Here is a 26805-nt window from a genome sequence, read left to right as displayed (position 1 = left end):
AAATACAAGCTATCGTTGAAGATAGGTGCCGCCGAGTATGGCCCCCGGCGCAAAATGGGTGTTGAGTAGGTTCATTTCTTCGGGCGTAAATACGATCTCCATCGCCTGTGTATTTTCTGGTAACCTGGACCTTTTACTCATACTGACCAGTGGCATGATGTGATCGCCTTGCGCATTCACCCAGGCAATCGCCAGTTGGGTAGGGGTAAATCCTTTGTCACTGGCCAACTGCTTTAATAGTTCCACCTTTTCGAGGTTTTTGATCAGGTTCTCCCCCTGGAAACGGGAGAAATGCGTTTGGTAGTCGGTGGCAGCCAACGGTGCAGTCATATTACCAGTAAGTAAACCTTCCGCCGTGTTGGCAAAAGCTACTACACCAATACCCAATTCCCTGGCGGTAGGAAGCAGGTCGCTTTCGATCTGGCGGTCGGCCAGCGAATAACCAATCTCCAGTGCGCTGACCGGGTACACGCTGTTGGCTTTACGCAATTGGTCGGCTGTGATCTCAGATACACCCAGGTGTCGAACCTTGCCTTCTTTAATTAGGTCGGCGATCGTTCCAATGATATCTTCGATAGGAACGCTGTTGTCCAAGCGGCAGGGTTGATACAAGTCGATGGTGTCGATGCCCAGGCGTACCAGGGAGTAATTGATAAAGTTCTTGATGGCGACGGGGCGAAGGTCGAGGCCGAGCCAATGGCCGCCATAAAAGATAGCGCCAAACTTGACGCTGATAAAAGCATCATTCCTTCTGCCTTTGATGGCCTTGCCCACCAGCAGTTCGTTGTGACCGGCGCCGTAAAAGTCACCGGTATTCAGAAAATTGATACCGCTGTCGAGTGCCTGTTGAATGGTGGCGATGCTTTCGTTTTCGTCGGTGGCTTTGCTGCCCCATACAGGAGACATGCGCATACAGCCAAGACCCAGTTTGGATACAAGTGGCCCGTTTTTACCCAATGGTATTTTAGTCATTGAAGTCATAGCTATTAAATTGTTTGATGGTACAAAGGTCATACCTGGCAGGGTAGGGGCACTTGCTTCCACGGCTCAATCTACTTGTCTGGGTGGCTCAGGTGATGGGAGGGCCAGGCCTGTCGCAAAATCCCTTTATACTGACGTAATTGCACCCGCGGACCGATCGTCCTATCTGTTATATTTGGTAGCTCAACAACGTACAACCTAAAAGCAATACCATGCGTAAACTCATATTCGGTATCAATATCACCATCGATGGCTGCTGTGACCACACAAAAGGAAAAGGAGACCAGGATGTGCATGATTATTTTAAAGACCTCATACAGGAGGCTGACCTGTTGGTCTACGGCCGCAAGACGTATGAACTCATGGTACCTTTCTGGCCCGACGTGGCCAGAACGAATTCAGCACCTACACGGTCCATGAATGAGTTTGCGCAGGTATTTACGGCCACCGACAAGCTCGTTTTCTCTACAACCCTCAGCCAGGTGGATGAGCCGCGGACAAGGATTGTACGCACAGATCCGGTAGCGGAGATACAACGCTTGAAGCAGGAGCCGGGCGGCGATATGCTGCTGGGTGGAGTCGTGCTTCCTTCTTATTTGATAGAGCAGGGGCTGGTAGATGAATACAGGATTGTCGTGCAGCCATTGCTGGCTGGCGAGGGCACACGTTTGATGAAGGGCATCAACCTTGCCAGTTCGCTGGAGTTGAAATTGATAGCGTCAAAGGTCTTTCCTTCGGGCAATGTAGCGCTACACTATGTGAAGCCTGATTAAGATAGGCAAAGGGTACAAAAAATAACGCAGGACCAGCCTGCGTATCTGGCTATCAAGGGTTGTTACCGGCTTTTTTGCGGTTCCTGACCAGGTAGAAGATGGAGAAGGCAAAGGTGATGGCGTAAATGATGGCCAGCCCGGTATGCTCGAATTTGAGCGTCTTAAAATCGAATTGCTTATACAAAGTAACGCCCAGTATGATGGCTACAATGGTAAAAGTAAATCGTAAAGTAGGTTTCTTTTCCATGTTTATTTAGTGTTTGATGAGGAGGTCGATGGTTATTCCAATCGCTATGGCAACCAGCGAAAAGGTCATCATGCCCAACAGGTAAGCCGCCAGGGCCTTGAAGTAGTTGCCTGCCTTCTTCTTATCAAAAAACTGTCCGATGGCCCAGGAGCAATAGATCAGGCTGATGATGACCGATACTTGCATCAGGTGTACATGCGTGATTCCCTGAATGATGGCGAATACCGACAGGAACAGCATTTCCATGCCGATGGCAAAACAAAGGAGGATCAGGATCTCATAGGCGTTGAAGCCGTATTTCTTGAAAAATAGCTTTGTCCAGAAGGCAATGAACAACCCCATCAGGATGTTGGAGTAGCCATAATGGCCTTGAACCCAATTAAAAATAGATCCTGTTGCGGATTTTTCAAACCCCTTATATTGAATATAGCCATCCTCAATGTGAAAGAAATGGCTCACCAGCGAATAGATCGTGGAGGTCACTATAAGAAAGATAATGGGCTTTACCAGCCTGCTTCGGTCATCCGTGATGAAGCGTCGTACATTTTCTCCAGGTTTCGTGAGCAGTTCCCGGATGGTGTAAAGAATTCCTTTTTCAAAGTGTAAGACGTGTTCAACTTCGTGGATGATATAGTGCCCGTTAATCCGTTTAAGAGAAACAGGTTGTCCGCAGTTGGGGCAATAGTGCAAGGTGCCGGCGGTATTACAATGTCTACAGGTCATGCGGTTCAAATTTCGCAGCAAAAAATTTGATAATACCTACACCCCGGTGTAGTTTTAGCGTTCCTTAACAGCGATCCATGAAGCACAAAGCCGGTTCAACCCTGTTGACCACCAATAAGTTAGGCGTCATCACGGAAACCGACCAGCATTACCTGGAAGCGGTAAAGGCCTTTGCCCGGCTAACCTACGAGAGCGTATACGTGATCGACTACACGAATATGTCATTTGAATACGTGTCGGATAACCCCCTTTTTCTTTGTGGCTATATGGCAGAGGAAGTGCTGCAACTGGGCTATGAATTCTATTTCCGGCAGGTACCACCCCAGGACCTGGAACTACTGGCCCAGCTTAATGAAGCAGGGTTTGAATTTTACGCGCAGCTGCCCGTCGGCGAGCGCAAGCTGTATAGTATTACTTATGACTTTAACCTCAACCATAAGAATGGTAAGCAGGTCCTCATCAATCATAAACTGACACCGCTTTTTCTAACGCCCGAAGGGAAGATGTGGAAGTCGATGTGCGTTGTTTCCTTATCGCGACAGCAGGCGGCTGGTAATGTGCGTATTTATAAGCAGGGGAGCGACGAGCTGTGGGAACTACTGCCCGGCAAAAAGCGCTGGCAAAGATCGGTAAAACCCGCGCTGACGGAAAGAGAACTGGAAGTGCTGCGCTTGCATGCACAGGGGTTCTCCATCGATCAGATTGCCGAGAAATTATTTGTCGCCCCCGATACGGTCAAATATTATCGCCGAAGGATCTTCGAGCGGCTGGAGGTTAGCAATGTGATGGACGCACTGTCATACGCCGTGGGGAGTAAGTTGATCTAAGACGTCCCTTTAAAAGCCCTGCAGATTAATATCGTCACTCTCCAGTATCTCTACCTTTTTTCCCATCTTTTTCTGGATGATGCCAAAATGATGCTCGTCTTCAGGACAAACCAACGTAATGGCCCTGCCTGAAGCGCCTGCCCGGCCGGTGCGACCGATGCGGTGAACATAATCTTTGGGAGAACGCGGCAACTCGTAGTTGATGACGATGGGCAATTGCTGAATGTCGATACCCCGCGACGCAAGATCAGACGCTACCAGTACCCGCAACTTGCCGGCTTTAAAACGTTGCAGGGTTTCAAGTCGACCTGTCTGGCTCAGGTGCCCGTGTAAGGAGGCAGCCTGTATGCCATTTTTGATCAGTTTGCCGGTGAGGTTATCTGCCGTTCTTACGGCAGAGGTAAATACCAGCACCTGCTGCATATTTTCGTGCTTGATCAGGTAGCGCAATAAAGGGCCTTTACGTGCTGCTGTTACCCGATAGGCAAGTTGTTGAATCAGTTCAATGTCCTGTTCTTGTTCTTCCACTTCAATCGTAACAGGCTGGTGCAGCAGGTGTCGCTGCATAGCTTTAATATCTTCACTGGCAGTGGCAGAGAACAACAGGTTCTGGCGTTTGGCTGGCAGTAGTTGAAACACCTTTTCCATCTCTTCCTGAAAGCCCAGGTTCAACATTTGATCGGCTTCGTCCAATACCAGTATCTCTACTTGTGACAGGTGCACGGCTTTGTGGTCTATCAGATCAAGCAACCGGCCTGGTGTAGCGACTAATATTTCGATGCCATGCAAGGCCATCATCTGTGGGTTGATGGAAACACCGCCATACACGGCCATTGTTTTTATTTTGTTCGGCAGTTGAGCGCTGAAGGTTTTACAGACATCATTTACCTGTATTGCGAGTTCACGGGTGGGCACCATGATCAGTATCCGCGCATGCCTGTCTTTCTTTTCTACCCGGCGCTGGCACAATTCCAGGATGGGCAATACATAACCAGCTGTTTTGCCCGAGCCTGTTTTAGAGAGGCCGAGTATATCTTTACCCTGAAGGATGGCAGGAATAGCCTGCTGTTGCACAGGCGTAGGCTGTGTAAATGATTGAGCGGCTATTGCCTTTAACAACGGTGCTGATAAGCCCAAAGCGGAAAATGCCATCTTCTATTTTTGCGCAAAGCTATCGATAAGGCTGTATGCAGGCACAAAAAAAAGAGGCTATCAAGGCTGATAAACTCATTTTAAGTGAACCCATTAGGACAAAAGTCGAACTCGTTCTGGAATGACTTCAAGGCTCTATGCAACCTGAAAGGGTCTAACTATCAATAATTTACACAAAGCAGCTAACTCCCTTTACACTTGTCAGAATATGAGACTGTTAAATTAGCCACTTTTCTTTTTTATCAATTACAACCTTTTGCGGTTTTCCGTCTCTTATCCGGGTAAACCAACCCTGATTGTATGAACCGTTTTCTTCCCGTCTTGATCTTATTGCTATCCGTTAGTACCTTACCAGCGCAAAACACCGCCATCATCGCCGGAGCAATGCCAGGCGCCGGCAGGGATACCCTCCGGCTATTTCTCCAATACAACCCAACGATCCGGCAAAGCACTACTTATACGATCTTGACGGAGAACGGACAATTCCGGCAGGTGATCGACCTCAGCCGGCCCGTACTCTGCTACCTTCAAAACAACGGAAAGGGTTTTAATCTGTTGTTGGAACCCGGCGATAGCCTCCACCTGCGCTACTCCACCACGGGCGCAGCAACTTTACCGGAACTGACAGGAAAAGGAGCTTCCAAAACTGCCTTCTTATCAGACTTCAAACAATTCAACTTAAATAAACAAGTACGCGAAAATCTTCCACGATTTAAAGCTACTGCGGCTCCTTTCGACGCCTTGTATTCTTATATCGATAGCGCAGGGCAGGCATTTTTGCTACGCCTTCAACCGATCGGGCCCTCCATGCGTAAAGAAAGTTTCGACCTCCTCAAAGCAGAGGTAATGGCGGCAGTATGGGGCCAACAATACCGGGGTACCACGATGTTGTATAATGAAAGTATTGAACAGACAATGGTCAACAGAAAACACGCACTGAGCCCGCGGTCGAAGGCCATCCTGCAAAATATCCTGAAGGTCGATGAGTCGCTTTATTATGCGCACAACTATGTAAACGAAGTGTACAATATCTTCTTCCGCCAGTATTCCGACCTGGTGATGGACGGGCTGATCAGCAACAACCTGACCGATAAATACAATTGGCTGAAGCAATACTTGCGGGGGCGTTTACAGGTTCCTGTATTGACACTCTTCCTGGAAAGCGATATCAGCAAGCTGAACCAGGCAGAAGACCTCGAAATGCTGATCAAAGAAACGTATACTTCACCGACCGATTCCGTGTACGCACACTATATCCGGAAGTACTACAACAACGTCACCAGCTTTAGAAGAGGTATGCCCGCACCGGATTTCACGATCGAGAACGAAAAAGGAGAAAAGGTGAACCTCGCGCATTTCCGGGGCAAAGTGATCTACCTAGATTTTTGGTTTGCCACCTGCGGTCCTTGTCATGCTTTGTTCAGCACCATTGCACCGGTGAAGAAATACTTCGCCAACCGGCAGGATGTTGTTTTCCTAAATGTTTCCATCGACCCACGCTCAACCTGGCTCGATGCTTTGACAAAAAATACCATAGCAGGGTACCATGCATTCACGGAAGGTAAAGGAAGCAGCCATCCCATTATCGGTCACTATAAAGTAGCTGCCTATCCTACCACCTGCCTCATCGACAAAAAGGGTAATATATTTCTGGCTACGCCTTCCACCAAACCCGATGAACTTACACAGCAAATTGAACAAGCGTTAACCCGGTAGGGTGATCCAATTAAAACCGGATCAACTGTCCTCACCGCGAACTGGCAAATACAAGCACAAAAAAAGAGGCCATCTTACGATGACCTCTTTTCTTAGTGACCCCCCTGGGACTCGAACCCAGGACCTACTGATTAAGAGTCAGTAGCTCTAACCAACTGAGCTAGGGAGTCTGACCTTGTTTCCCGTTTACAGCACCGTAAACAATGCTTTTCGTAAAAGGGATTGCAAAAGTAAGGAAAAATAGGATTACAGTACAAACTTTTCTGAAAAAATATTCGTTGCCGGGCTTCCACCATACCACGTTCGTGGTACAAAGCACTATTCCCCCTACCATAAGCGCCACCAGATTACCACCAACGTTGTATTGACTTCCGCTTCGTCAGGTAGTACCTTAGCTTTTCAATCGCCGGATATGACCTGCAAGGCGAAAGATCCTTCCGACCATCTTCCATTAGCTCCGGAACAGATTGCCAGCTGTTCCAACCCACACCCGCCCGTCAACCAGACATCGATGAAACCATCGTGCATAAAGCTTGCCCTGCCACAAAAACTAGCAGGAAACGGCATTCCTGTGCGCAACACAGGCGTGAAAGTTTCGACGTAAAAGAAACCTATTTAAAACAACAAACACCGTTATCATGGACGCAAAATTAGCATCAGGAGCATCCGTAGCCTCACTGCCAGCTGCTTCCTCACTGGCAGCCAAAAGCGCCGCCATTCGCGTTACCCTCCCTGTCAACGTCGCCAATGACATCGACCTCTTCGGCAAAATGCTGCGCGAACTGGGCGACCGCATCGGCTGCAAACCCTGCATCTCCGGTTCAGCTTGCTTCTTCGACATTGAAAGAGACTTCGTTGTCAATCCTGCGGCACAGATCGTAAACGTTTTCAAATAAACGTATGAAAATACCTGAACTAGGTATAGGTCTGACCTACCATCCTGTATTGGACCGCGTGTTGGAAAAGTACACGGGTCTGATACAGGTATTGGAAATAGAACCTCAAACACACTGGATACAACCCGATCCTTCCACCAATCAGTATGCGATCGATCAGGTAACCCTGAAAAAGATACAAAACCTGCCTTACCACAAACTGATGCACAGCATCGGTTTTCCGGTCGGTGGCTCGCGATTGCCAGATCCGGTGGAGTATCCCTTACACCATACCATGATAGAAGCGCTTGGTGTACCCTGGATGAGCGAGCATTTGAGTTTCAATAAAGCTACCTATGAAGGGCGCGACTTTGTGACCAACTATATGTTGCCTCCATTACAAACGCCCGCTGGTGTGGAGGCTGCTGTGCAAACCATCAACAGCATGCAGCGCCAGGTGCCAATACCCATCGCAGTAGAAACCGGTGTCAATTACCTGCGCACCATACCTGGTCATATCCATGATGGCCTGTTTATGCGCCATGTGGTTGAACAGGCGGATTGCGGCATCTTACTCGACCTGCACAACCTGCTCACCAACCAACTCAATGGCCGGCAGTCGATGCAAGACTTTCTGGCTGAGATTCCCCTCGAGCGGGTAGTGGAGATACACGTAGCCGGTGGCAAGATGCGGGGTAACTTTTACATCGATGCACACAGTGGTAAGATTCCCGACAACCTGCTGGACGTTGCAGCAGCGCTGGTGCCGCAACTGCCCAACCTCGGCGCTATGATCTTCGAGATATTCCCGGATTACCTCAGCGATCTGAACAATGGTTTGCTGCAACACGACCTCGAGCAATTGAACCGTATCTGGGAGAGGCGGAAAAGAAGAAAACGGGCAGTTGCGGGGATAACAATACAAAGTGATAGGGCAACGAGTGCTTTTAGTGCCGTTGGCGATAATGCCCAGGCAACGGCTCAGAAGGAGGGCGGTCATGCGATGCAGTCATCTGCATCCCAGCACTCCATCGATATCTGTACTGTTACACCCGCCGAGTGGGAAGATGTGCTGGCTGCCCTGGTGGTAGATCAGCCCATCCATTGTCCCTGGGAATCGGTGAAGAACGATCCGGCAATAGAACTCATCAAAGAACTGATACAAACGTTCCGTGCTTCGATGGTGTCCGAAAGTTACCGGTATACGGCAAGGCTGCTGATGATCTATTTGGGCGTTGAGGAATACGAAAAACTGTTGGTCGATTTCTGGAAGACGGCGCCACCGGAACCATTTGCTTCTACGGAAGGAGCTAACTTCATCCGATACATACAAGATATGAGCATTGACGTGATCGGACTGCAAGAGGTGATTAATTTTGAAAAGGCCTATACCATGACCTTGCTCGACGGACAGGACAGAATAGTTAATTTCCCGTTTGACCCCCTCTCGTTTATGAAGGCTTTGGCAGAAGGTCGCAAACCACACCAGATCTTCGAAGGTAATTATGAATTGGCTGTAGAAGGCGGTGAAGGCATCCTCGAAAACAAGTTTCATCACCAGGCAGTAGTGCACTAGCCTATACCCCCGTTACCGTCCCTTGCCCCTTATCCAGTGCCAGGAATTTATCTACACAGGAAGGCAACTCTTCTTTGTAATGGCTCACATACACGAGGGTAGTAGGCGACTGCGCGCAGATCGCATCTACCAGGTTGCGGAACAGTTGTGTGTGGGCAGCATCCAGACCCTGGCAAGGTTCATCGAGGATCAATAGGGCTGGGTGTTTGATGAGCGCCCTTGCTAGCAAGGTCAACCGCTGTTCACCCGCAGAGAGTCTAGTCAGGCCATGGTGCGCCTTGGCTTCCAGTTGCATCAGCGAGATCCATTGGTTCACCAATGCTTCCTGCTCAGGCGTCAATAGACGAAACAGGCCAATTGTATCAAACAGGCCGGAGGCAATCGCCTGAAAACAGGTGGCAGTATAATCGAAGTATAAATGCATTTCGGGCGATACATAACCCGTCTTCCGCTTGATGTCCCAGATGCTTTCTCCACTACCACGGCGTTTGTCAAACAGATAGATCTCATTGGCATAGGCCTGCGGATTGTCGCCCGTGATCAGACTTAACAAGGTCGATTTACCCGCACCATTAGGGCCCGATACACTCCAGCGCTCGCCACGTTTCACTTCCCAGTTGATGTTTTGCAGAATATGTTTTCCGTCATAGGCGATCGACACATTGTTCATACGGATAGCCATTTCGAAATCGGTTTCCTGCATGCCGGCCATCGCTGCCAACGCAGCTTCTACCGGCAGGGAAAGTGCCACTGCTTTAGGAGCTACGTATTGATCGATGGGCACCGCACTCGTCAGTACGCCATGGTCGAGGGTCGCCACATGAGTAATACAGGGAGATAATTGATCGGGTGTGGTAATAAGGATCAATGTTACACCAGTCGTGCTGATCTTGCCCAGGATATCATGCAGGATCGTTCGGCCATTCACATCCAGGCCCACAAACGGATTGTCGAGTACCAGCACCGTCGGATGTTGTAATAAAGCGATCGTGAGCTGCAGTCTTTTGTTTTCGCCATTCGACAATTGGATCAATGGTTCCTGCAAAAGCCGGCCAATTTGTAATAAGCCAATCCACTGATCGGCTTCCGTCTGATTTTCCGAAGAAATGTATTCCGATAACAATTGAGCTACGGTAGCAGTCCTTTCAGCATCGAAAGAATTGAAACGTTGCTGGTAATAAAAATCGCTTCGGTTGGTGAGGTCCTTAAAGCGATGTTGTTGCTCTACCACGATGATCTGGTGGTGAAAGGTTTCCGGGGTACCGAAAGCGGCGTGAATATGCCCGCTGTAAAAATGCCGTCCGGTTAGTGTATGCACCAACACAGATTTGCCGCTACCCGATTCGCCGGTAATGGCCCAGTGTTGACCGGGCAGTATGGTGAGATTAATATTTTTAAGTACCTGCTGAGCGCCGAGTTTAACCGATACCTGGTCCAGTTGTAATAATGATCCTTGCATATACATCCCCGATTTAGGCCGGCAAAGATAAGGGATAAAAAAAGCACACCATGGTGCGGGATTTCTCCCGGCCATGGTGTGCTGTTAAGGATCAATAACTATGAGTAATAATAGACTATTGTTCCAGTTTGATTTCGCCGATGTCTGTAGGTTGACCATCAACAACGGTTACACCATCCTTCGCAGCGTTCTTGTAAGGTGGCTTAGCCTCGATGATTACGCGGTAAGTGCCAGCCTTTGCGCCGGTAATTTCAAACGCACCTTTATCGATAGTCGCTTTCAGTGTGTCCGTGCCAGACAGAGCCCATGCACGTACCGCGCCGTCGGCGGGTGATACAGTACCCTTAACAGAACCAGTTTGAACAGCTGTGAATGCGAATAAACCTGCGGTAGCCGCTACGATGCTAAAGCCTACCAATCTTGCTTTGATGCTTTTCATACAATGTACAATTATAGGTTAATAAAAATGGTTACTAAATAAAGAAGCCTTACGGTTAGTTGGTGTGTCGGGGTTATCATTGTCTATTCAAGTACTATGCCATAATCTCCACGCTCTAACAAAAAATATTTTAACAAGTATTTGTCCGGATCTAGCTACAGCACTGGGTTTCATGGCACAATTGTTTTAATGTTGAGCCATTTGACCTGATCAGCTAATGAGCAATAAAGTCTACACAATCAGTGAAGAGTGAAGCTTTCGCTCTTGCTCATCGAATAGAATATCCATCCAAACTTCACGCTGTCAAACATCCACGCATAAATAGACTGACCATGCTTGCATTTCGTTTCGGGCATTAAACCATTTTAATGTGAAGCCGATTTTTATCACCTGCTTCAGTAGCGGTAGGAGATAGTGGTATCGATGTTACAGGCAACGTGGCTATTGTTCAAAACCCATAATGCCTGTATCGGGTATAGGCACACGCTGCTTATAAAATGATTAATGGAAATAAATGGTAGCGGCCTTCGGTGCGTTCCGGGTTAAGGAATATCTGTGCTTTCAATAAAAAAAGCAATTGCACGCCCTAACATATTATTCAATAGGTCAGCATGCAGCCGAACAGGCCAGGGTAGGCAGCTCCTGGCCATTCTGACGGTAAATTCAGCCGCCTCACCGGTTAATTGGTCACGGAGTTTTCCTAATTCATTAATTTGTGGGAATAAACTGGTACCCTCAAAAAGCAGGCTGGCAGATAAAATACCCTATTCCCTCTATTTTAGTCCCCGGCAGCCAACAGTTTTGAGCCAGGATACGTAGTACACTTAAATACAATAGCATGTTGGCCGCCAACCGATTCTTACTGGCTTTAGCAATTTTGATCGTATTGGGTAGTCCGGTTTATGCGCAGCTCAAAGTGGCCGTCGAACGCTGTGCCTCCGTACCCTTGTTGCAACAAAACCTGGAGCGTTATCCTGCCCTGAAAGCTCAATATGAGCAAACCACCCGCCAGATGCGGCAGGGGATCACTGCCCGGGAAGACGTGCAACTGCTGGGTACGCAAGCCGACACCCTCTATGTGCCGGTCGTATTTCATGTGCTGCTCACGAATACCAGCCTGGTGACCGATGCGCAGATCAAAGCGCAACTCGATACCCTCAATATCGATTTTGCGGGCCTCAATGCAGACTCCAGCAAAATTCCGGCTGCCTTCAAATCCTTGTTTGGCAAAGCGAAGATCCAGTTCAGGATCGCCCAGCGTACCCCCAACGATGAACCTACCACCGGTATCAACCGCAAAACAACGACACAGGCAAGCTATGCCTATACCGATAATTCGCCCAAGTATGCAGCCAAAGGAGGCATGGATGCCTGGGATCCTTCCCGGTACCTCAATATATGGCTGATCAACCTCAGCGGGGGAATACTTGGATATGCCACCTTTCCTGGCGGTAGTGTGACAGCTGAGCAAGGGGTCGTGGTACAATACAGCTCGGTACCGGGTGGCAGCTTGTCGCCCTACAACAAAGGCCGCACGCTGGTGCATGAAACAGGACACTACTTTTTCCTCTACCATATCTGGGGTGATGATGCGAAAGGTTCCTGTGCCGGCACCGATGAGATCGCTGACACGCCCAACCAGGCGGATGCCTCCGGTGGGTGCCCCCAGGGCGTAGTAACCGATAACTGTACCACCACCGCACCCGGTATCATGTACCAGAACTTCATGGATTATACCAACGATGCCTGCATGGTCATGTTTACCAAACTACAAGTGGCCAGGATGCAGACGGCCCTGATGGTGAACCGGGCTTCCCTGCTGACTTCGAATGGTGCAGATCCGATACCCCTCATCAACCTGAATGCATCGCTGCGTAGCATCGATAACCCGGTGGCCAGGATTTGTGCTCCTTCCTTCACGCCTACCATTACGCTGCGTAACCTGGGGGCACAACGGCTTACTACCGCCGGTATCTACGCCAGTATTGACGGAGCCGCACCGGTACGAACCGCCTGGACAGGCTCGTTGGCCAGCCAGGCTTCCACCATCGTCACGTTGAGCAACCTCACGACCACTGCGGGTAAACATACCCTGAAGATCTATGTAGCCGAGCCCAACGGCAGTATCGATGGAGAGCGGACCAATGATACCCTCACCACCAATTTTGAATACAATCCACCAGTAGATCCGCCCATCACAGAAGGTTTTGAAGGGGCTGCCTTTCCGCCTGCAGGTTGGGATATCGTGAATCCGGACGCCGCGCTCACCTGGGAACGGGTGACCGGTGTCGCCAAAACCGGCAATGCTTCCGTAGTGATCCGCAACCTCGACTACCAGCAAAATGGCCCGCTCGATTACCTGCGGATGCCGCTGGTGAACATCGCTTCGGCTGATTCCGCCTTCGTCTCTTTCCAGGTGGCTGCAGCCGTGCAATCGGATCTTGCCACACCTGGCAATGTATGGGATACCCTCCAGGTGCTCATCAGCACGGATTGCGGGGCCACTTATACCAGTCTTTACAAGAAATGGGGTGAGAACCTGGTAACCCGTCGTACCGCGGTGACCAATTCATTCGTGCCCACGGCGGCCGAATGGCGCAAGGATTCAGTCAACCTGACTGCCTACATCAATAAAGGGCCCCTGCTCCTGGCATTCCTCAACAATTCGCAGTTTGAGAACAATATCTACCTCGACGACATCAATCTTTATAAGGTAGTGATCAATCCCAACCTGAAAGACAAAGGCATCCTGGTAACGCCCAATCCCACCAGCGGGGCTCTGAGCGTTCAGTTTTACCCGAACCCGAACAATCTGAAGTCGATATCCATCTATAATATGGCCGGCCAGAAGGTGGCCGAGCGCCGCTTCAGCAACAACGCCGGAACCCGCATTGATTTTGACCTCAGCGCCTACGCCAGTGGCTTGTACACGGTCCGGATTGTGCTGGGAGATAAGACGACGGTTCACAAAGTAATGAAGATCAGGTAATTGGTTATCTATGTAATATTCCAACCCGGCTTGCCGACCAGCAGCCGGGTTTTTTGTTGGTGCGCGGTAGGGCGGGCAGTGGTCTGTCTGCTGTCGGTGAACAAATATTTTTTCTAATGGAGTGATTATTAACGTATTAAACCGTCAATTTCGCGATTTGTACTTTTGGTGTGCACCTAATAGGTTCATTTAAAATGCTTTACAGAGATTTTTTCGCATGAAACACAGATCAAACACACATCAATCACACATCAAACACAGATCAAACGCACAGCAAACACAAAACAAAAGTGTCTTTGATTTGTCTTTACACTGTGTTTGAATAGCATGCTATCTGGCATTAAATTGGACAATTTCGCAGTCGGCCTACGCAGGGGTACAGTCCCCACCAGGACCAATTATTCACGCGTATAGCTATTTTAGGACAAGACAGGACGAGGCACATGGGCGGCAACCGTACGGGTAGTGTACTGGTAATGCTCTGGTAGTGCACAGGGAATGCACTGAGAATGTACTAAACCCCTGTATAGTCCTGGTACAGTCCCGAACTATCCCGGTCCATTTCTGGAGTAGTCCGCATACAGTACGCACCCACTCCGCGTACACTCCGCCCTTACCGGACACGCTTTCCGGCAGCTTCCCGCCATCCGGGTCCTGTTGCAAGTAGTTCATCGTCAAGTCCTTTTTTCCACAAATCGTTAATATTTCCGTCCGGCTCCTTCTGACGCGCTTTTCCTATATTTGCCCGTTCCTGAAATAGGGAGCAGGGGATTGCCTACCCCGGATTGAACGGAGACAGGTAATGGATTCCCTTGATAACCAATATTGTATAGAATGGCAAAAGAAAAAGACAGCAACCTGTTTGAATACACCGAAGACTCGATCCGAAGCCTCGATTGGCGCGAACACATCCGTCTCCGACCCGGTATGTACATCGGGAAACTCGGCGATGGCAGTAGTCCGGATGACGGTATCTATGTATTAATAAAAGAAGTGATCGATAACTGTATCGATGAGCACACCATGGGCTATGGTAAAAACGTCGAGATCAAGATCGAAGATAAAACCGTGACCATACGCGACTATGGCCGGGGTATCCCCCTGGGCAAAGTGGTCGACGTAGTGAGCAAGATCAATACGGGCGCCAAATACGACAGCAAAGCCTTCCAGAAGAGCGTCGGATTGAACGGGGTGGGTACCAAGGCGGTCAACGCCCTCAGCAACTACTTCAAAGTGACCGCTTACCGCGAAGGAAAAGAAAAGACGGCCGAATTTGAACGGGGTGTACTTTCCAAAGAACACAAGGAAGCAAAAACCACCGAGGAAAACGGTACCATGGTATCCTTTATTCCCGATGACACGATCTTCAAGAATTTCCACTACATCCCCGAATACCTCGACGGACAATTGTGGAACTACTGCTACCTCAACGCGGGGCTCGTTATCAACTTCAATGGGAAGAAATACGTGAGCAAGAACGGTCTGCTCGACCTCCTGCAACGGAAGACCAATGAAGATGAATTGCGCTACCCCGTTATTCACCTCAAGGGAGAAGATATCGAAGTAGCCATCACCCACGAAAATCAATACGGAGAAGAATACTACTCGTTCGTCAATGGCCAGTATACCACCCAGGGCGGTACACACCTGGCGGCCTTCCGCGAAGGGTTTGTAAAGACCATCCGCGAGTTCTTCAAGAAAGACTATGATGCGGCTGATATCCGTGGTTCTATTTGCGCCGCCGTCTCTGTCCGTGTACAGGAGCCCGTATTCGAAAGCCAGACCAAGACCAAACTTGGCTCGCAGGTGGTGTTTGAAAACGGCCCTACGATGCGGAACTTCATCAGTGACTTCCTCATGAAGGAGCTCGACAACTTCCTGCACCGCAATCCTACTACAGCCGAAGCGTTGAAGAAACGGATCGAGCAGAGTGAGCGTGAACGCAAGGAACTGGCCGGTATCAAGAAACTGGCCAACGAGCGCGCCAAGAAAGCTAACCTGCACAACCGCAAGCTGCGTGACTGCCGTTACCACCTCAATGACGAAGCCACCGGCAAAGACAAGGATAAGGTACTCGAGAAGCAAAAGGAAAGCACCATTTTTATTACCGAAGGTGATTCAGCGAGCGGTTCCATCACCAAGGCACGCAGCGTAGAAACACAAGCGGTATTCAGCTTGCGCGGTAAACCACTCAACTGTTTTGGTCTTACCAAAAAAGTGGTTTACGAAAACGAAGAGTTCAACCTGCTGCAACACGCTCTTAATATCGAAGAAGGATACGAAGGATTGCGCTTTAACAATATCGTCATCGCTACCGATGCTGATGTTGACGGGATGCACATCCGCCTGCTGCTGATGACCTTCTTCCTGCAGTTCTTCCCCGACCTGGTAAAGAACGGACACGTATACATCCTCGAGACGCCTTTGTTCCGTGTACGTAACAAACAAGAGACGATCTATTGTTACGACGAGGTAGAGAAACAGAAAGCCATGAAGAAACTCGGCGCCAAACCCGAGATCACGCGCTTCAAAGGTTTGGGAGAGATCTCACCCGACGAGTTTGCCCGTTTCATCGGTGTAGACATGCGCAAGGAACCCGTGATCATCGAACAGGGCGAGCACATTCAGCAGTTGCTGGAATATTACATGGGTAAGAATACACAGGAACGCCAGGAGTTCATCATCGATAACCTGAAAGTAGAGCTTGACCTGATTGGTGAGGGAGAAGAAGAAAAGAAAGACTAACCATGTTTGAATTTCACGCCGACCGGAAACGATATTTCGATATACAACGCGACAATACTGTACGGTTTGTTATACCGTTTATAGAGCGGGGATTCACGATACTACCTGGGCAACGGGTGCTGGAGATCGGTTGTGGAGAAGCGGGTGTACTGTTTGCTTTTCTGGAAAGAGGATGCACCGGTGTAGGAGTGGAGTTCGATGCAACGCGGCTCGTACATGCGGCCCAATGGACGAAAGATTATGTCGAGGCAGGCAAAGTAAAATACATCGACAAGGATATTTATAAAGTAGAGGTAGAGGAACTCGGTGGTAAGTTTGACATCATCATCCTCAAGGATGTGATCGAGCATATTCACGACCAGCCCAAGCTGATCGCGGAAATGAAAAGATTGCTGACGCCCAACGGAGTTATCTTCTTTGGGTTTCCGCCCTGGCAAATGCCATTCGGTGGCCACCAGCAGATCTGTAAGAACAAATGGCTCAGCAAGCTGCCCTGGTATCACCTGCTGCCACGTGGTATTTACCGTTACCTGCTCACGCGCAAGAACGAGAACGTCGAGGAGATGATGGAGATCCGGGATACGCAGATCACCATCGAACGTTTTGAGAAGATCGTACGGCAAACAGGCTACCGGATCAGCGCCGTTACACACTACCTGATCAACCCCATCTATGAATACAAATTCGGATGGAAGCCCAGACAACAATTTGCCATCATCCGGCACATACCCTGGGTACGCAACTTTGTAACGACCTGCGTTTATTACCTCATTACACCAGAACAGAAATAAGAGACCATGATCCATATAGTGTTCAACGAAGCTGATGTAGATGTACTGAAGAAAGCCATAGAGCTTGATCCTTCCCTGGAAGGCGAGGTGTGGCAGGTGAAAGATGACTATGCGGTAGGCCCCCTGGTGGGTATCTATACCGTTGAAGGCATCGAGGCCCGCAAACAGTGGTGGCGCGATGTATTGGCGGGAGGCGATTTTGAAAATAAAATAGACGATGGATCCGTCGACGATAACAAATTGGTAGCCGACCTGATCGAAAAATTAAAAAACGATCCGGCGGAGATCGTTTACATCTGGGCGGCACAGAATAAACACGATGTAAGTGGCTACTATTGGCTCATGAGCCAGTTGAAAGATTTCCAGGGCAGGCTGTTCATCCTGTACCTCAACAACCTGCCTTTCATCAATGAAAAAGGGCTGATCTTTTATCCCGAATGGCTGCATGTCATTCCACCCAAAGAGTTCCTGAAAGCCAAAAAGCTGGCCAGGCAGATCACGCTGAGTGAGTTTGAAGTGGATCCCGATGAATGGGCCAAACTGCAACAGGAAGACAAAGGCGTACGCCTGTTGGAAGGTGGCAAGAAGCTGGGTCAGCATGGGTACGATTATTACGATGAAGACCTGAAGAAATACATCACCAATGACTGGCAAAAGGGATCCAAGATCATCAGCCAGTTCCTGAGTAAAAACAAGCAAACCACAGGAGATGCCTATATGCTTTGGCGACTGAAGTCAATGATCGCCGCCGGTGGGTACGATGTACAGGGCTATGTGAAGTTCATGAAAGAATTTGAAGTGAAGAACAAAGCCGCGCAACTGGCCGAAACAACCTCCAACCCATAACAACATGACACGCAGGTGCTGGCTTTTACTGATCGTGGTACTGCAGTTTGCCTGCAGCCACCCCGCCACCGCTCAAAGCGATGCCGACCGCATCAATGAGCTGGTGAATGCTTATGCACGCCAATACAACTTTAATGGCACCCTGCTCGTCGTCAACAAGGGCCAGGTGGTGATCAGTAAGGGGTATGGCATGAAGAGCGTAAAAGACAGCACGTACAATGATGTGAACACCATCTACCAGATGGGCTCCGTCACCAAACAATTTACCGCTGCCCTTATCCTCCAACTGGAAGAGCAAAAGAAGCTGTCGGTAAAAGATAAATTAAGCAAATACTTTCCGGAACTATCCTGGGCCGATTCGATAACGATCGAAAACCTGCTTACCCATACTTCCGGCATCTTCAACTATACCAACGATGGCAGGTTCATGAACGCAGAGGCGACCAAACCTGCCACCCACGAAAAGATCATCTCGCTGTTCAAAGACAAGCCGCTCGGGTTTACCTCCGGCTCGAAGTACAGTTATAGCAACTCGGGTTATATGTTGCTGGGATACATCATTGAAAAGGTAACGGGCAAAACCTATGAGCAGATGATGCACGAGCGGATACTGACTCCCCTGGGGATGACGCACAGTGGTTTTGATTTTACGCACCTGCAAAGTCCCGATAAAGCAACCGGCTATACAACTTACAAAGAGCAACTGAAAATACCTGGCGCCATCGTCGATTCTACAGCCTCCTATGCAGCCGGCGCTTTGTATGCGACGGTCAACGATATGTGGGCCTGGCACAAGGGCCTCCTGAATAATGCGACCATCAAGGCTGCTTCGCTGGAAAGGGCCTATACGCCTTTCCTCAGCAACTATGGGTATGGTTGGGAGATCGACTCGATTTACGGCAAACGCCTGGTGCAGCATGGTGGTGGCATCTTTGGATTCAACACCCTGTTTACCCGTATTCCGGCGGATGACTGTTGTGTCATCCTGCTTTGCAACATGAACACCGGATCGCTGGAAAAGATCAGCCGCGGTATATTGGCCATCCTCAACAACAGGTCGTACGATATTCCGAAAGAAAAGATCGTGCTACCAGTAGATCCGGCGGTGTTACAGCAGTATGCTGGTGATTACGAACTGGCACCAGGATTTATACTCACCATCCGGGTGCAGAACAATGCCCTGAAAGTAAGAGCGACAGGGCAACCGGAATTTGACCTGTATGCTGAATCGGAGAAGAAGTTTTTCTTGAAAGTAGTGGAGGCTTCTGCCGAGTTTGTGCGCGGCACCGATGGCACGGTAACCGGATTGATCTGGGACCAGGGAGGCAAGAAAGAAGCAAAAAAGATTAAGTAACTGGGGGGAGTCAAGTTTGGCGATACACACCTGGGTAGCATTGGCAAAAACAAGTCTGGCGTCTCGTCAGCATCCTGAGTGGCGGCGTCAGCATAAAACAGATCTATGGCAAAATCAAAAATAAACGAGCAGGCATTCAACCTCGACAGCGGGTTGACCGGCCAGTACAAAACCTGGTTCCTCGATTATGCTTCCTATGTAATCCTCGAAAGAGCCGTACCGGCCGTCGAAGACGGATTGAAACCCGTACAACGGCGTATCCTGCACGCTATGAAAGAAATGGATGATGGACGCTACAACAAGGTAGCCAACATCATCGGACAGGCCATGCAATACCATCCCCATGGTGACGCCAGTATCGGCGATGCCCTGGTGAATATGGGACAAAAAGACCTGCTCATCGATACCCAGGGTAACTGGGGTGATGTGCGTACCGGCGATGACGCCGCTGCTGCCCGTTATATCGAAGCGCGTCTCAGCAAATTTGCCCTCGATGTAGCCTTCAATGCGAAGACCACCGATTGGGCGCTCAGTTACGACGGTCGTAAGAACGAACCGGTCACCCTCCCCATGAAGTTCCCGTTGCTGCTGGCACAGGGTGCCGAAGGGATTGCAGTAGGGTTGGCCACCAAAATATTACCACACAACTTCAACGAGATCATCGACGCTGCGATCAAATACCTGCGTGGCAGAAAGTTCGAGCTGCTGCCCGACTTCCTCACAGGCGGTATGATCGATGCTTCCAACTACAACGAAGGAAAGCGCGGCGGTAGGGTACGTGTACGCGCGCACATTGAAGAGTTTGATAAAAAGACCCTCCTGATCAAGGATGTGCCCTACGGTGTAACCACCGCGGCACTGATGGACTCTATCGTAAAGGCCAACGATCAGGGTAAGATCAAGATCAAAAAAGTAACCGATAATACAGCGGCCGAAGTGGAGATCCAGGTGGATCTCGCACCCGGCATTTCGCCCGATATCACCATCGATGCACTGTATGCCTTCACCGATTGTGAAGTGAGCATATCACCCAACGCCTGTGTGATCGTCGATAAGAAGCCCGTATTCCTCGGTGTGCATGAGTTGCTCCGCCTGTCGGTAGAGAAGACCAAGGACCTGCTGCGTCGTGAATTGGAGATCAAGCTGGCCGAACTGCAGGAGAAATGGCACTACACCTCACTCGAAAAGATCTTCTTCGAAGAAAAGATCTATAAAGAGTTGGAGAAACGTCACGAAACCTGGGAGAAGGTACTGGGCGCCATCGCCAAAGCCTTCGAACCATTCCGCAAGCAATTGCGCAGGGATATCACCCGCGAAGACATCGTCAAGCTGACTGAAAAGCCTGTACGCCGTATCTATAAACTGGATATCGACGAACTCAACGAGCAGATCAGGGGCCTGGAGAAAGAGATCAAGCAGGTAAAGAGCGACCTCAACAACCTGGTCGACTTCACGGTGGCTTACTACGAAGGGTTGCAAAAGAAATATGGCAAAGGGCGCGAACGCAAGACCGAGGTGAAGCTTTTCGAAGCCATCCAGGCCAAGCAGGTAGCGATTGCCAATATCAAACTCTACGTCAACAAAGCCGATGGTTTTGTGGGCTCGGGCCTCAAGAAAGATGAATTCGTAGCCGATGTATCGAACCTCGATGATATCATTGTCTTTACCAAAGCCGGTAAGATGAAGATCGTCAAGGTGGCCGACAAGGTATTCATCGGTAAAGACATCATCCACATTGCGGTATTCCAGAAGAACGATGAACGTACTACCTACAACATGATGTATGTAGACAGCAAGTCGGGCATTGTGTTCGCCAAACGCTTCAATGTAACAGGCATTACCCGCGATAAGGAATACGACCTCACCAAGGGGGGCGAAAAGAGCAAAGTGCTTTATTTTACGGCCAACGCCAATGGAGAAGCCGAGATCGTGAAAGTGGTACTGAACCCCAACAGCTCTGCGCGTAATAAAGAGTTTGACTTTGCCTTCGAAGAGCTGGAGATCAAGAACCGTAGCAGCATGGGCAACCAGGTGACCAAATATCCCGTCAAGAATGTCAAGTTCAAGGAAGCGGGCCGCTCTACCCTGGGTGGTAGAAAACTTTGGTTCGATGATCAGTTTGGCCGTCTGTCCACAGAAGCCAAAGGCGAATACCTGGGTAGCTTCCAGCCGGAAGACAGGCTGCTGGTCATGTACAAAGATGGTACTTACCAGATTGCCGATCAGGAGTTGACGCGCAAGTTTGATCCGGATCAGGTGATCGAGATCGAAAAGTTCAACCCCGACAAGATCGTTACGGCCATCTATCTCGACAACGACAAACAGCAGTTCAATATCAAGCGTTTCAAAATCGAGACGACGACGCTCAACAACAAGTTCATGTTCATCAAAGAGGGCGACGGTAACTTCCTGGAAGCCGTGACCACCCACCCGGAACCGATCGTATTGATCAAGTCGGGCCGTGGTACACAGGCCCGTACCCAGAAAGTCAAGATCGCCGGTTTTGTAGAAACGATGGGCTGGAAAGCGGTAGGCATCAAACTGGCCGATTTCACCAAGAGTACCGAGTTTGAGTGGACCATGAAGGAGATCAAGGAAACCGAATCTGATCAGCCGGAATTGTTTTAGATCAACAGTATTCAATCGATCTATAATATTTAATCAACGGGCCACCTGGATTTCAGGTGGCCCGTTTGATGAATAGGAACAATTATTAGGTGTTGGTTGACGTTATTGTCGTAGTTTTATTTAGCCGGGAAATCCCGGAAGCCCATCACCCATAAAACCCTTGTACTCAGATCATGAATAAAGTACTGCTTGGCCTCCTGGTGGCCATCGCTCTCCTGACCAGCTGTAAAAAGGAAGGTAGTTTTGAAGTCGGTAATGGTAGTGGCACAGGCGCCGATGGCGGGGGCAATTACCAACCTACCTCTAAAGGCAGCTATTGGAAATACAAGGAGACGGGAGCCTTTAACAGAGAAACCCTCATGACCTGCACCGACCAAACAAAGGTGATGAACGGCATTAATTATGTCATGGCGCAGGTTACGGCAGTAGGTGTACCTGGTGTACAGGAAGGTTTTTTTGGCCGCAAAGATCATGAGTACTACACGTTTCAGTCTGCAGTGGCACCCAGCACGGGTGTTACCCTCAACATCACGATGATGCACCTGAATGATACCGCCGCTATTGGCTATTCCTGGGAGCACGAGGCTGTCAGGGCCAATGGGACTGTTGGCTATATCAATGGATCCATTGTAGAGAAGGGGATCACGCATAAGGTAGGAGCAAACACCTTCAAAGATGTGATACACACCAGCCTGATTCTTTCGTATGATATGCCGGTATTCGGTAAGTTGCCATTCATTACCTATGAATTTTACATTGCCAAGAATATAGGTATCATACAAATAGAATCCAATGGAGATCCCATCATGACCGGGGGGCTGAAGTCTGTTTCCAACCTGACGGAGTACAGCATCAAATAGGATACGAAGCATATACAACTATAGAAAAGGCCTGGCGGAATATGCCAGGCCTTTTTAATATGGTTCAGTCATGTTCATTTATGGTCGCTTCTTCCTCCGGAGCTTGACGGTTGCATTCTGGCTGAGGGTACTCGACATGTAAATTTCATACCGGTGTATACCGTCGGTCACGACCATCAGGGCCGTATTGGGCGGAAACTTACCGAGGTTGTCGGCAAACATGCTGATCTCACTTACCGGGCGTTTATCGGTCATGGCCACATAAATGGTGACACCCCGTGAACTCAGCTCCTGCTTCATCAGGATCGGGGTTTTATTGAGCAATACACTGATGGTATCGCCATCGATATCGCCATTGTCATAAAAACTGACGCGGATCGAATCACTCTCGATATCTATTTCCTGCAGGAATACGTTTTTACGGTTGTCGAATTTTTCTACCAGCTTTTGCTTCTCGGCTTCCTTCATATCGACCGGCTTGGCCACGATCGAGTCGGCCACTACGACCGCTGCCGTCACTACTGGCTGGCTTTCGGGGGTAGGTCCATTCGACACGATCACATCCTCTTGCTGCGGTTGCCAGAATTTGCGACCGGGGCTGCTCATCGCCAGGGTAGGGTCTTGCTCGATATCGAGCGTGAAAGTGGTACGTAGTTCGGGGCAGGTATATTTGTATTTCGGTTCTGTTATGAAAGAGCCGCTCAGGGTACTCTTGGCCTGGCTTACCATCAGCTTACCGGAAAAATTCATGGGGCATTCGATGCCACCACGGGTGGAAGAACTGTAGTGGAACATGGTAAGGCCAGGTATCGACACTTCGCGGGTCGTTTTGTTGTACGTTCCGCGTACAAAGAAACTTTGGTAGCTGTCTTTGAAATAATAGCCAAAGATGCCTTCTACTTCATCGCCTTTCTGTTTCAGGATAAACTCGGTCAGGTAATTGTTTTGCGAACCCTGGTTGACCACATCGGCCCTGCCAAACCAGGCGCCCGTCAACGTCTGGGCACCGGCATATTGGGCTGCCAGCAGTGATACAAAGAGAAGTGTTTGTTTCAACATACGTGAATTTAAGGAGAAAAAATCAAGCCAAATCCGGAAGCTGCCAAATGGTAACCACAATCAGGTCTATACCGTTGGACGCTGCAGTTGGCAGTGGGTGGTTCAGGAGGAAAGGAGGTAGTAGGATAGGGGATGGTCGGGGGAGAAGAATAACCAGTGGTACTGGCCCATAAGCCTGGGAATATAGTTATTTTATAAACCGTTTCATTTCCCGGTCATTGTCGCGTTGCTTGATCGTTTCCCGTTTGTCATAGAGCTTTTTACCCTTGCCCAATCCGATCTCGATCTTGGCGAGACCACCTTCGTTGAAGAAGATACGCAGGGGCACGATGGTGTAGCCCTTTTCTTTCATCTTGGCTTCTATCTTGCGCAACTCTTTCTTTTGCAGTAAAAGCTTTCTTTCCCGTACGGGGTTGTGGTTGTTGCCCACGCCATGTGAGTATTCCGCAATGTGCAGACTTTTGATCCACAGTTCACTTTTATGAAAAAAGCAATAGCTGTCGTTAAAACTGGCCCTGCCGGCACGTAGTGATTTTACTTCTGTGCCCAGCAATACAAGGCCTGCATCGTATTTGTCTTCGATGAAATACTCGTGGAATGCCGCCTTGTTGCGTATATCAGCCATGAAAAACGTTCTCTAACTATTAGTACGAAGCCAGCATTCCTCTAAGAATGCTGGCTTCGTAATGAAATATGATTGCTTAATGCTTGAATAATCCAAGTAAGGTAGCCAGCTTATCGCGCAGATCCTTACGGTGTACGATGAAATCCAGAAACCCATGTTCCAGCAGGAATTCACTACGCTGGAAACCTTCGGGCAGGTCTTTCTTGATCGTCTCCTTGATTACACGCGGACCGGCAAACCCGATCAGGGCGCCCGGCTCGGCAATGTTCAGGTCACCCAGCATACCAAAAGACGCCGAGATACCACCAAAGGAAGGATCCGTTAGGAAAGATATATAAGGAATGCCGGCATCCGTCAACTGCGACAGCTTGCCCGATACCTTGGCCAGCTGCATCAGTGAAAAGGCGCTCTCCATCATACGGGCACCTCCCGATTTACAAATGATCATCAGGGGAATCTTGTGTTCGAGGCAGATATCCGCTGCCCGTGCAATACGTTCTCCCATGACACTACCCAGTGATCCGCCGATGAACTCGAAGTCCATACAGCCAATGACCAGCTCGTGCGATTTGATCTTACCCCTGGCTATCCGGATACTGTCTGTAATATCGGTCTTGGCCCAGGTTTCCTGCAATCGCTTCTCATAGGATTTGAGATCGGTGAAATGCAGAAAGTCCTTGCTGCGGATGTTCTCGAATAAAATTTCGTACTGGTCTTCGTCATAGATCACATCAAAATATTCCGAGCTGCCAATACGATGGTGATAACTACATTTAGGGCACACAAAAAGATTCTCCCGGAGCTCCGTGACGGTACAGATATAACCGCATTCCGGACATTTGCTCCAGAGACCTTCGGGCGTTTCTTTTTTGTCGGCGGTACTGGTGAGAATCCCCTTCTTGATCCGTTTGAACCAACTTGACTTCGTTTCTTCGCTCTGTCCTTCTTCCCCTGCCAGATTGGCCTCAAAATCCTCTTCTTGCTTCATTAGGTCGATTTTAAGGGGGCTAAGATATGAATTTTACAATAAGTGCAAGAACTACAGTGGAAAGTGCGCAGAGAATCAGGTAAATCCGAGCGCCTTGCTTCAACAATAAAACGTGTCATTATTACAGTGAAAAAGATAAAACGTAAACTGATATTAGCAAAGTGTATCACGTATAACGAAATGTTGCCACGAATTGTATATAAAGCAGGAAATTTTTTACCGAAATATGATATTTCACCTTGCTGCGTTATTTTTGCGTCGAAATCAGTCTGATAGATCAATGTGCCTCATGGATGGATTCTCCAAAATCATCCTGAGACCTCGCCAAAGACATATTAACATTTGTGATGGAACACGGAGTCCATCTGGCTAAAAGGAAATACTTAAACGATGAAATGGTCTGCCTTCTTTACGTCCTCCATTGGTAAAAAACTGGTAATGAGCTTAACGGGTCTTTTTTTGGTCCTCTTCCTGATCGTGCACGTGGGGCTCAATGCCTGCATGTTTGCCGATTTCTTCGACCCAACCGATGACGGTGAAATGTTTAACAGAGCAGCCCACTTCATGGGATCTAACTGGGTGCCGCGCGCACTCGAGATCGGCCTCTTCGCTTTCATCATCCTGCACATCGTACAGGGATATATGGTGGAAGTACAGAACCGCGCCCGTCGCGGTGTTGGTTATGCCAAACAAATGGGCAACAAGGGAAGCAAATGGTACAGCCGCTCCATGGCCCTGCTCGGTACCCTGCTGTTGTTGTTCCTCATCATGCACATTTCTCACTTCTGGGTTCCTTCCCGGATCACCGGCCTCCCCGAAGCACACTATAATCCCGAGCACCACGACCTGTTCGCCAAAATGCTCGAAGTATTCCAGGGTAATCCCATCATTGTGATCCTGTACCTCATCGGTTGCATTTCCCTGGCTTACCACCTGGCACACGGCTTCCAGAGCGCCTTCAGAACATTGGGTGTGTACAACAAACGCTACCTGATCCTGATCAACAGCATCGGCCTGGGTTTCTCCATCATCGTGCCGCTCATTTTTGCACTGATGCCGATTGCCATCTATTTCGGCTGGATCGGTTGGGAAAACTAATGCTCCCCCGAAACCTACACCTACGCACAACAAATGCCATAGCGCCCCTGTTGT

Annotated in this window: 22 protein-coding genes and 1 tRNA gene; 13 read left to right on the top strand and 10 right to left on the bottom strand. The window is 49.2% G+C overall.

Annotated features, from left to right (window positions below; genetic code table 11):
* Positions 1–9 precede the first annotated feature (9 nt).
* Positions 10–981, bottom strand: a complete 972-nt coding sequence (locus P2W70_RS33745) for an aldo/keto reductase (protein ID WP_276486030.1) — start codon at positions 979–981, stop codon at positions 10–12.
* Between the two features lie 212 nt (positions 982–1193).
* On the opposite strand from P2W70_RS33745, the gene P2W70_RS33740 reads away from it, so the two are divergent.
* On the top strand, positions 1194–1754 hold the full coding sequence (locus P2W70_RS33740; RefSeq protein WP_276486029.1) for a dihydrofolate reductase family protein: 561 nt from the start codon (positions 1194–1196) through the stop codon (positions 1752–1754).
* 52 nt (positions 1755–1806) lie between these two features.
* Here P2W70_RS33740 and P2W70_RS33735 read toward each other — a convergent pair whose 3' ends face one another.
* A complete protein-coding gene (locus P2W70_RS33735; protein ID WP_276486028.1) occupies positions 1807–2001 on the bottom strand; it encodes a hypothetical protein in 195 nt (64 codons plus the stop codon).
* A 6-nt stretch (positions 2002–2007) separates the two neighbouring features.
* A complete protein-coding gene (locus P2W70_RS33730; protein ID WP_276486027.1) occupies positions 2008–2724 on the bottom strand; it encodes a DUF3667 domain-containing protein in 717 nt (238 codons plus the stop codon).
* A 77-nt stretch (positions 2725–2801) separates the two neighbouring features.
* Between P2W70_RS33730 and P2W70_RS33725 the strand changes: the two genes are divergently transcribed.
* Positions 2802–3551, top strand: coding sequence for a response regulator transcription factor (locus tag P2W70_RS33725; RefSeq protein WP_276486026.1), 750 nt, complete (start codon positions 2802–2804; stop codon positions 3549–3551).
* 9 nt (positions 3552–3560) lie between these two features.
* On the opposite strand, the gene P2W70_RS33720 is transcribed toward P2W70_RS33725, so the two are convergent.
* Entirely contained in the window at positions 3561–4703 is a 1143-nt protein-coding gene (locus P2W70_RS33720) for a DEAD/DEAH box helicase (protein WP_276486025.1), read from the bottom strand.
* Positions 4704–5003: 300 nt separating this feature from the next.
* Between P2W70_RS33720 and P2W70_RS33715 the strand changes: the two genes are divergently transcribed.
* Entirely contained in the window at positions 5004–6419 is a 1416-nt protein-coding gene (locus P2W70_RS33715) for a TlpA family protein disulfide reductase (RefSeq protein WP_276486024.1), read from the top strand.
* A 96-nt stretch (positions 6420–6515) separates the two neighbouring features.
* Here P2W70_RS33715 and P2W70_RS33710 read toward each other — a convergent pair.
* Positions 6516–6589: transfer RNA gene (locus P2W70_RS33710), tRNA-Lys, on the bottom strand.
* Between the two features lie 468 nt (positions 6590–7057).
* Between P2W70_RS33710 and P2W70_RS33705 the strand changes: the two genes are divergently transcribed.
* On the top strand, positions 7058–7315 hold the full coding sequence (locus P2W70_RS33705; protein ID WP_276486023.1) for a hypothetical protein: 258 nt from the start codon (positions 7058–7060) through the stop codon (positions 7313–7315).
* Between the two features lie 4 nt (positions 7316–7319).
* On the top strand, positions 7320–8870 hold the full coding sequence (locus tag P2W70_RS33700; protein ID WP_276486022.1) for an MbnB/TglH/ChrH family RiPP precursor modification enzyme: 1551 nt from the start codon (positions 7320–7322) through the stop codon (positions 8868–8870).
* Position 8871: 1 nt separating this feature from the next.
* On the opposite strand, the gene P2W70_RS33695 is transcribed toward P2W70_RS33700, so the two are convergent.
* Positions 8872–10329, bottom strand: coding sequence for an ATP-binding cassette domain-containing protein (locus P2W70_RS33695; RefSeq protein ID WP_276486021.1), 1458 nt, complete (start codon positions 10327–10329; stop codon positions 8872–8874).
* A gap of 115 nt (positions 10330–10444) precedes the next feature.
* A complete protein-coding gene (locus P2W70_RS33690) occupies positions 10445–10768 on the bottom strand; it encodes a carboxypeptidase-like regulatory domain-containing protein (RefSeq protein ID WP_276486020.1) in 324 nt (107 codons plus the stop codon).
* Positions 10769–11606: 838 nt separating this feature from the next.
* On the opposite strand from P2W70_RS33690, the gene P2W70_RS33685 reads away from it, so the two are divergent.
* From P2W70_RS33685 to P2W70_RS33655, 7 genes are all read left to right on the top strand, one after another.
* Positions 11607–13757, top strand: coding sequence for a M43 family zinc metalloprotease (locus P2W70_RS33685; protein WP_276486019.1), 2151 nt, complete (start codon positions 11607–11609; stop codon positions 13755–13757).
* Between the two features lie 834 nt (positions 13758–14591).
* The gene (locus tag P2W70_RS33680; protein WP_276486018.1) at positions 14592–16502 is read left to right on the top strand and encodes a DNA topoisomerase IV subunit B; all 1911 of its coding nucleotides are present in this window, start codon (positions 14592–14594) and stop codon (positions 16500–16502) included.
* Positions 16503–16504: 2 nt separating this feature from the next.
* Positions 16505–17293, top strand: coding sequence for a class I SAM-dependent methyltransferase (locus tag P2W70_RS33675; protein WP_276486017.1), 789 nt, complete (start codon positions 16505–16507; stop codon positions 17291–17293).
* Between the two features lie 6 nt (positions 17294–17299).
* Positions 17300–18139, top strand: a complete 840-nt coding sequence (locus P2W70_RS33670; protein ID WP_276486016.1) for a DUF1835 domain-containing protein — start codon at positions 17300–17302, stop codon at positions 18137–18139.
* A 4-nt stretch (positions 18140–18143) separates the two neighbouring features.
* Positions 18144–19493 carry a serine hydrolase gene (locus P2W70_RS33665; RefSeq protein ID WP_276486015.1) on the top strand — a complete coding sequence of 450 codons (1350 nt, stop codon included), beginning with the start codon at positions 18144–18146 and terminating at the stop codon, positions 19491–19493.
* 105 nt (positions 19494–19598) lie between these two features.
* A complete protein-coding gene (locus tag P2W70_RS33660) occupies positions 19599–22121 on the top strand; it encodes a DNA gyrase/topoisomerase IV subunit A (protein WP_276486014.1) in 2523 nt (840 codons plus the stop codon).
* A 173-nt stretch (positions 22122–22294) separates the two neighbouring features.
* Entirely contained in the window at positions 22295–22981 is a 687-nt protein-coding gene (locus P2W70_RS33655) for a hypothetical protein (protein ID WP_276486013.1), read from the top strand.
* Between the two features lie 78 nt (positions 22982–23059).
* Here the strand turns inward: P2W70_RS33655 and P2W70_RS33650 are convergent, their stop codons facing one another.
* The 3 genes from P2W70_RS33650 to accD form a co-directional block, all read right to left on the bottom strand.
* Positions 23060–24040 carry a hypothetical protein gene (locus P2W70_RS33650; protein WP_276486012.1) on the bottom strand — a complete coding sequence of 327 codons (981 nt, stop codon included), beginning with the start codon at positions 24038–24040 and terminating at the stop codon, positions 23060–23062.
* A gap of 187 nt (positions 24041–24227) precedes the next feature.
* Entirely contained in the window at positions 24228–24665 is a 438-nt protein-coding gene (gene smpB, locus P2W70_RS33645; protein WP_276486011.1) for an SsrA-binding protein SmpB, read from the bottom strand.
* A 76-nt stretch (positions 24666–24741) separates the two neighbouring features.
* On the bottom strand, positions 24742–25653 hold the full coding sequence (gene accD, locus P2W70_RS33640; protein WP_276486010.1) for an acetyl-CoA carboxylase, carboxyltransferase subunit beta: 912 nt from the start codon (positions 25651–25653) through the stop codon (positions 24742–24744).
* A 390-nt stretch (positions 25654–26043) separates the two neighbouring features.
* Here accD and P2W70_RS33635 point away from each other — a divergent pair, with 390 nt between their 5' ends.
* A complete protein-coding gene (locus P2W70_RS33635; RefSeq protein WP_276486009.1) occupies positions 26044–26751 on the top strand; it encodes a succinate dehydrogenase cytochrome b subunit in 708 nt (235 codons plus the stop codon).
* Positions 26752–26805: the final 54 nt, after the last annotated feature.

The organism is Paraflavitalea pollutisoli, assembly GCF_029360705.1.
GTDB classification, from domain to species: Bacteria; Bacteroidota; Bacteroidia; order Chitinophagales; family Chitinophagaceae; genus Paraflavitalea; species Paraflavitalea pollutisoli.
This window is presented reverse-complemented; position numbering and strand designations above follow the sequence as displayed.

Excerpts from the sequence above, each read along its gene's own strand:
- P2W70_RS33720 (WP_276486025.1), bottom strand. The coding sequence starts at position 4,703 with ATGGCATTTTCCGCTTTGGGCTTATCAGCACCGTTGTTAAAGGCAATA.
- smpB (WP_276486011.1), bottom strand. The coding sequence starts at position 24,665 with ATGGCTGATATACGCAACAAGGCGGCATTCCACGAGTATTTCATCGAA.
- P2W70_RS33665 (WP_276486015.1), top strand. The coding sequence starts at position 18,144 with ATGACACGCAGGTGCTGGCTTTTACTGATCGTGGTACTGCAGTTTGCC.
- P2W70_RS33685 (WP_276486019.1), top strand. The coding sequence starts at position 11,607 with ATGTTGGCCGCCAACCGATTCTTACTGGCTTTAGCAATTTTGATCGTA.
- accD (WP_276486010.1), bottom strand. The coding sequence starts at position 25,653 with ATGAAGCAAGAAGAGGATTTTGAGGCCAATCTGGCAGGGGAAGAAGGA.
- P2W70_RS33660 (WP_276486014.1), top strand. The coding sequence starts at position 19,599 with ATGGCAAAATCAAAAATAAACGAGCAGGCATTCAACCTCGACAGCGGG.
- P2W70_RS33715 (WP_276486024.1), top strand. The coding sequence starts at position 5,004 with ATGAACCGTTTTCTTCCCGTCTTGATCTTATTGCTATCCGTTAGTACC.
- P2W70_RS33700 (WP_276486022.1), top strand. The coding sequence starts at position 7,320 with ATGAAAATACCTGAACTAGGTATAGGTCTGACCTACCATCCTGTATTG.
- P2W70_RS33655 (WP_276486013.1), top strand. The coding sequence starts at position 22,295 with ATGAATAAAGTACTGCTTGGCCTCCTGGTGGCCATCGCTCTCCTGACC.
- P2W70_RS33730 (WP_276486027.1), bottom strand. The coding sequence starts at position 2,724 with ATGACCTGTAGACATTGTAATACCGCCGGCACCTTGCACTATTGCCCC.
- P2W70_RS33675 (WP_276486017.1), top strand. The coding sequence starts at position 16,505 with ATGTTTGAATTTCACGCCGACCGGAAACGATATTTCGATATACAACGC.
- P2W70_RS33635 (WP_276486009.1), top strand. The coding sequence starts at position 26,044 with ATGAAATGGTCTGCCTTCTTTACGTCCTCCATTGGTAAAAAACTGGTA.
- P2W70_RS33725 (WP_276486026.1), top strand. The coding sequence starts at position 2,802 with ATGAAGCACAAAGCCGGTTCAACCCTGTTGACCACCAATAAGTTAGGC.
- P2W70_RS33705 (WP_276486023.1), top strand. The coding sequence starts at position 7,058 with ATGGACGCAAAATTAGCATCAGGAGCATCCGTAGCCTCACTGCCAGCT.
- P2W70_RS33650 (WP_276486012.1), bottom strand. The coding sequence starts at position 24,040 with ATGTTGAAACAAACACTTCTCTTTGTATCACTGCTGGCAGCCCAATAT.
- P2W70_RS33690 (WP_276486020.1), bottom strand. The coding sequence starts at position 10,768 with ATGAAAAGCATCAAAGCAAGATTGGTAGGCTTTAGCATCGTAGCGGCT.
- P2W70_RS33735 (WP_276486028.1), bottom strand. The coding sequence starts at position 2,001 with ATGGAAAAGAAACCTACTTTACGATTTACTTTTACCATTGTAGCCATC.
- P2W70_RS33745 (WP_276486030.1), bottom strand. The coding sequence starts at position 981 with ATGACTTCAATGACTAAAATACCATTGGGTAAAAACGGGCCACTTGTA.
- P2W70_RS33670 (WP_276486016.1), top strand. The coding sequence starts at position 17,300 with ATGATCCATATAGTGTTCAACGAAGCTGATGTAGATGTACTGAAGAAA.
- P2W70_RS33680 (WP_276486018.1), top strand. The coding sequence starts at position 14,592 with ATGGCAAAAGAAAAAGACAGCAACCTGTTTGAATACACCGAAGACTCG.
- P2W70_RS33695 (WP_276486021.1), bottom strand. The coding sequence starts at position 10,329 with ATGCAAGGATCATTATTACAACTGGACCAGGTATCGGTTAAACTCGGC.
- P2W70_RS33740 (WP_276486029.1), top strand. The coding sequence starts at position 1,194 with ATGCGTAAACTCATATTCGGTATCAATATCACCATCGATGGCTGCTGT.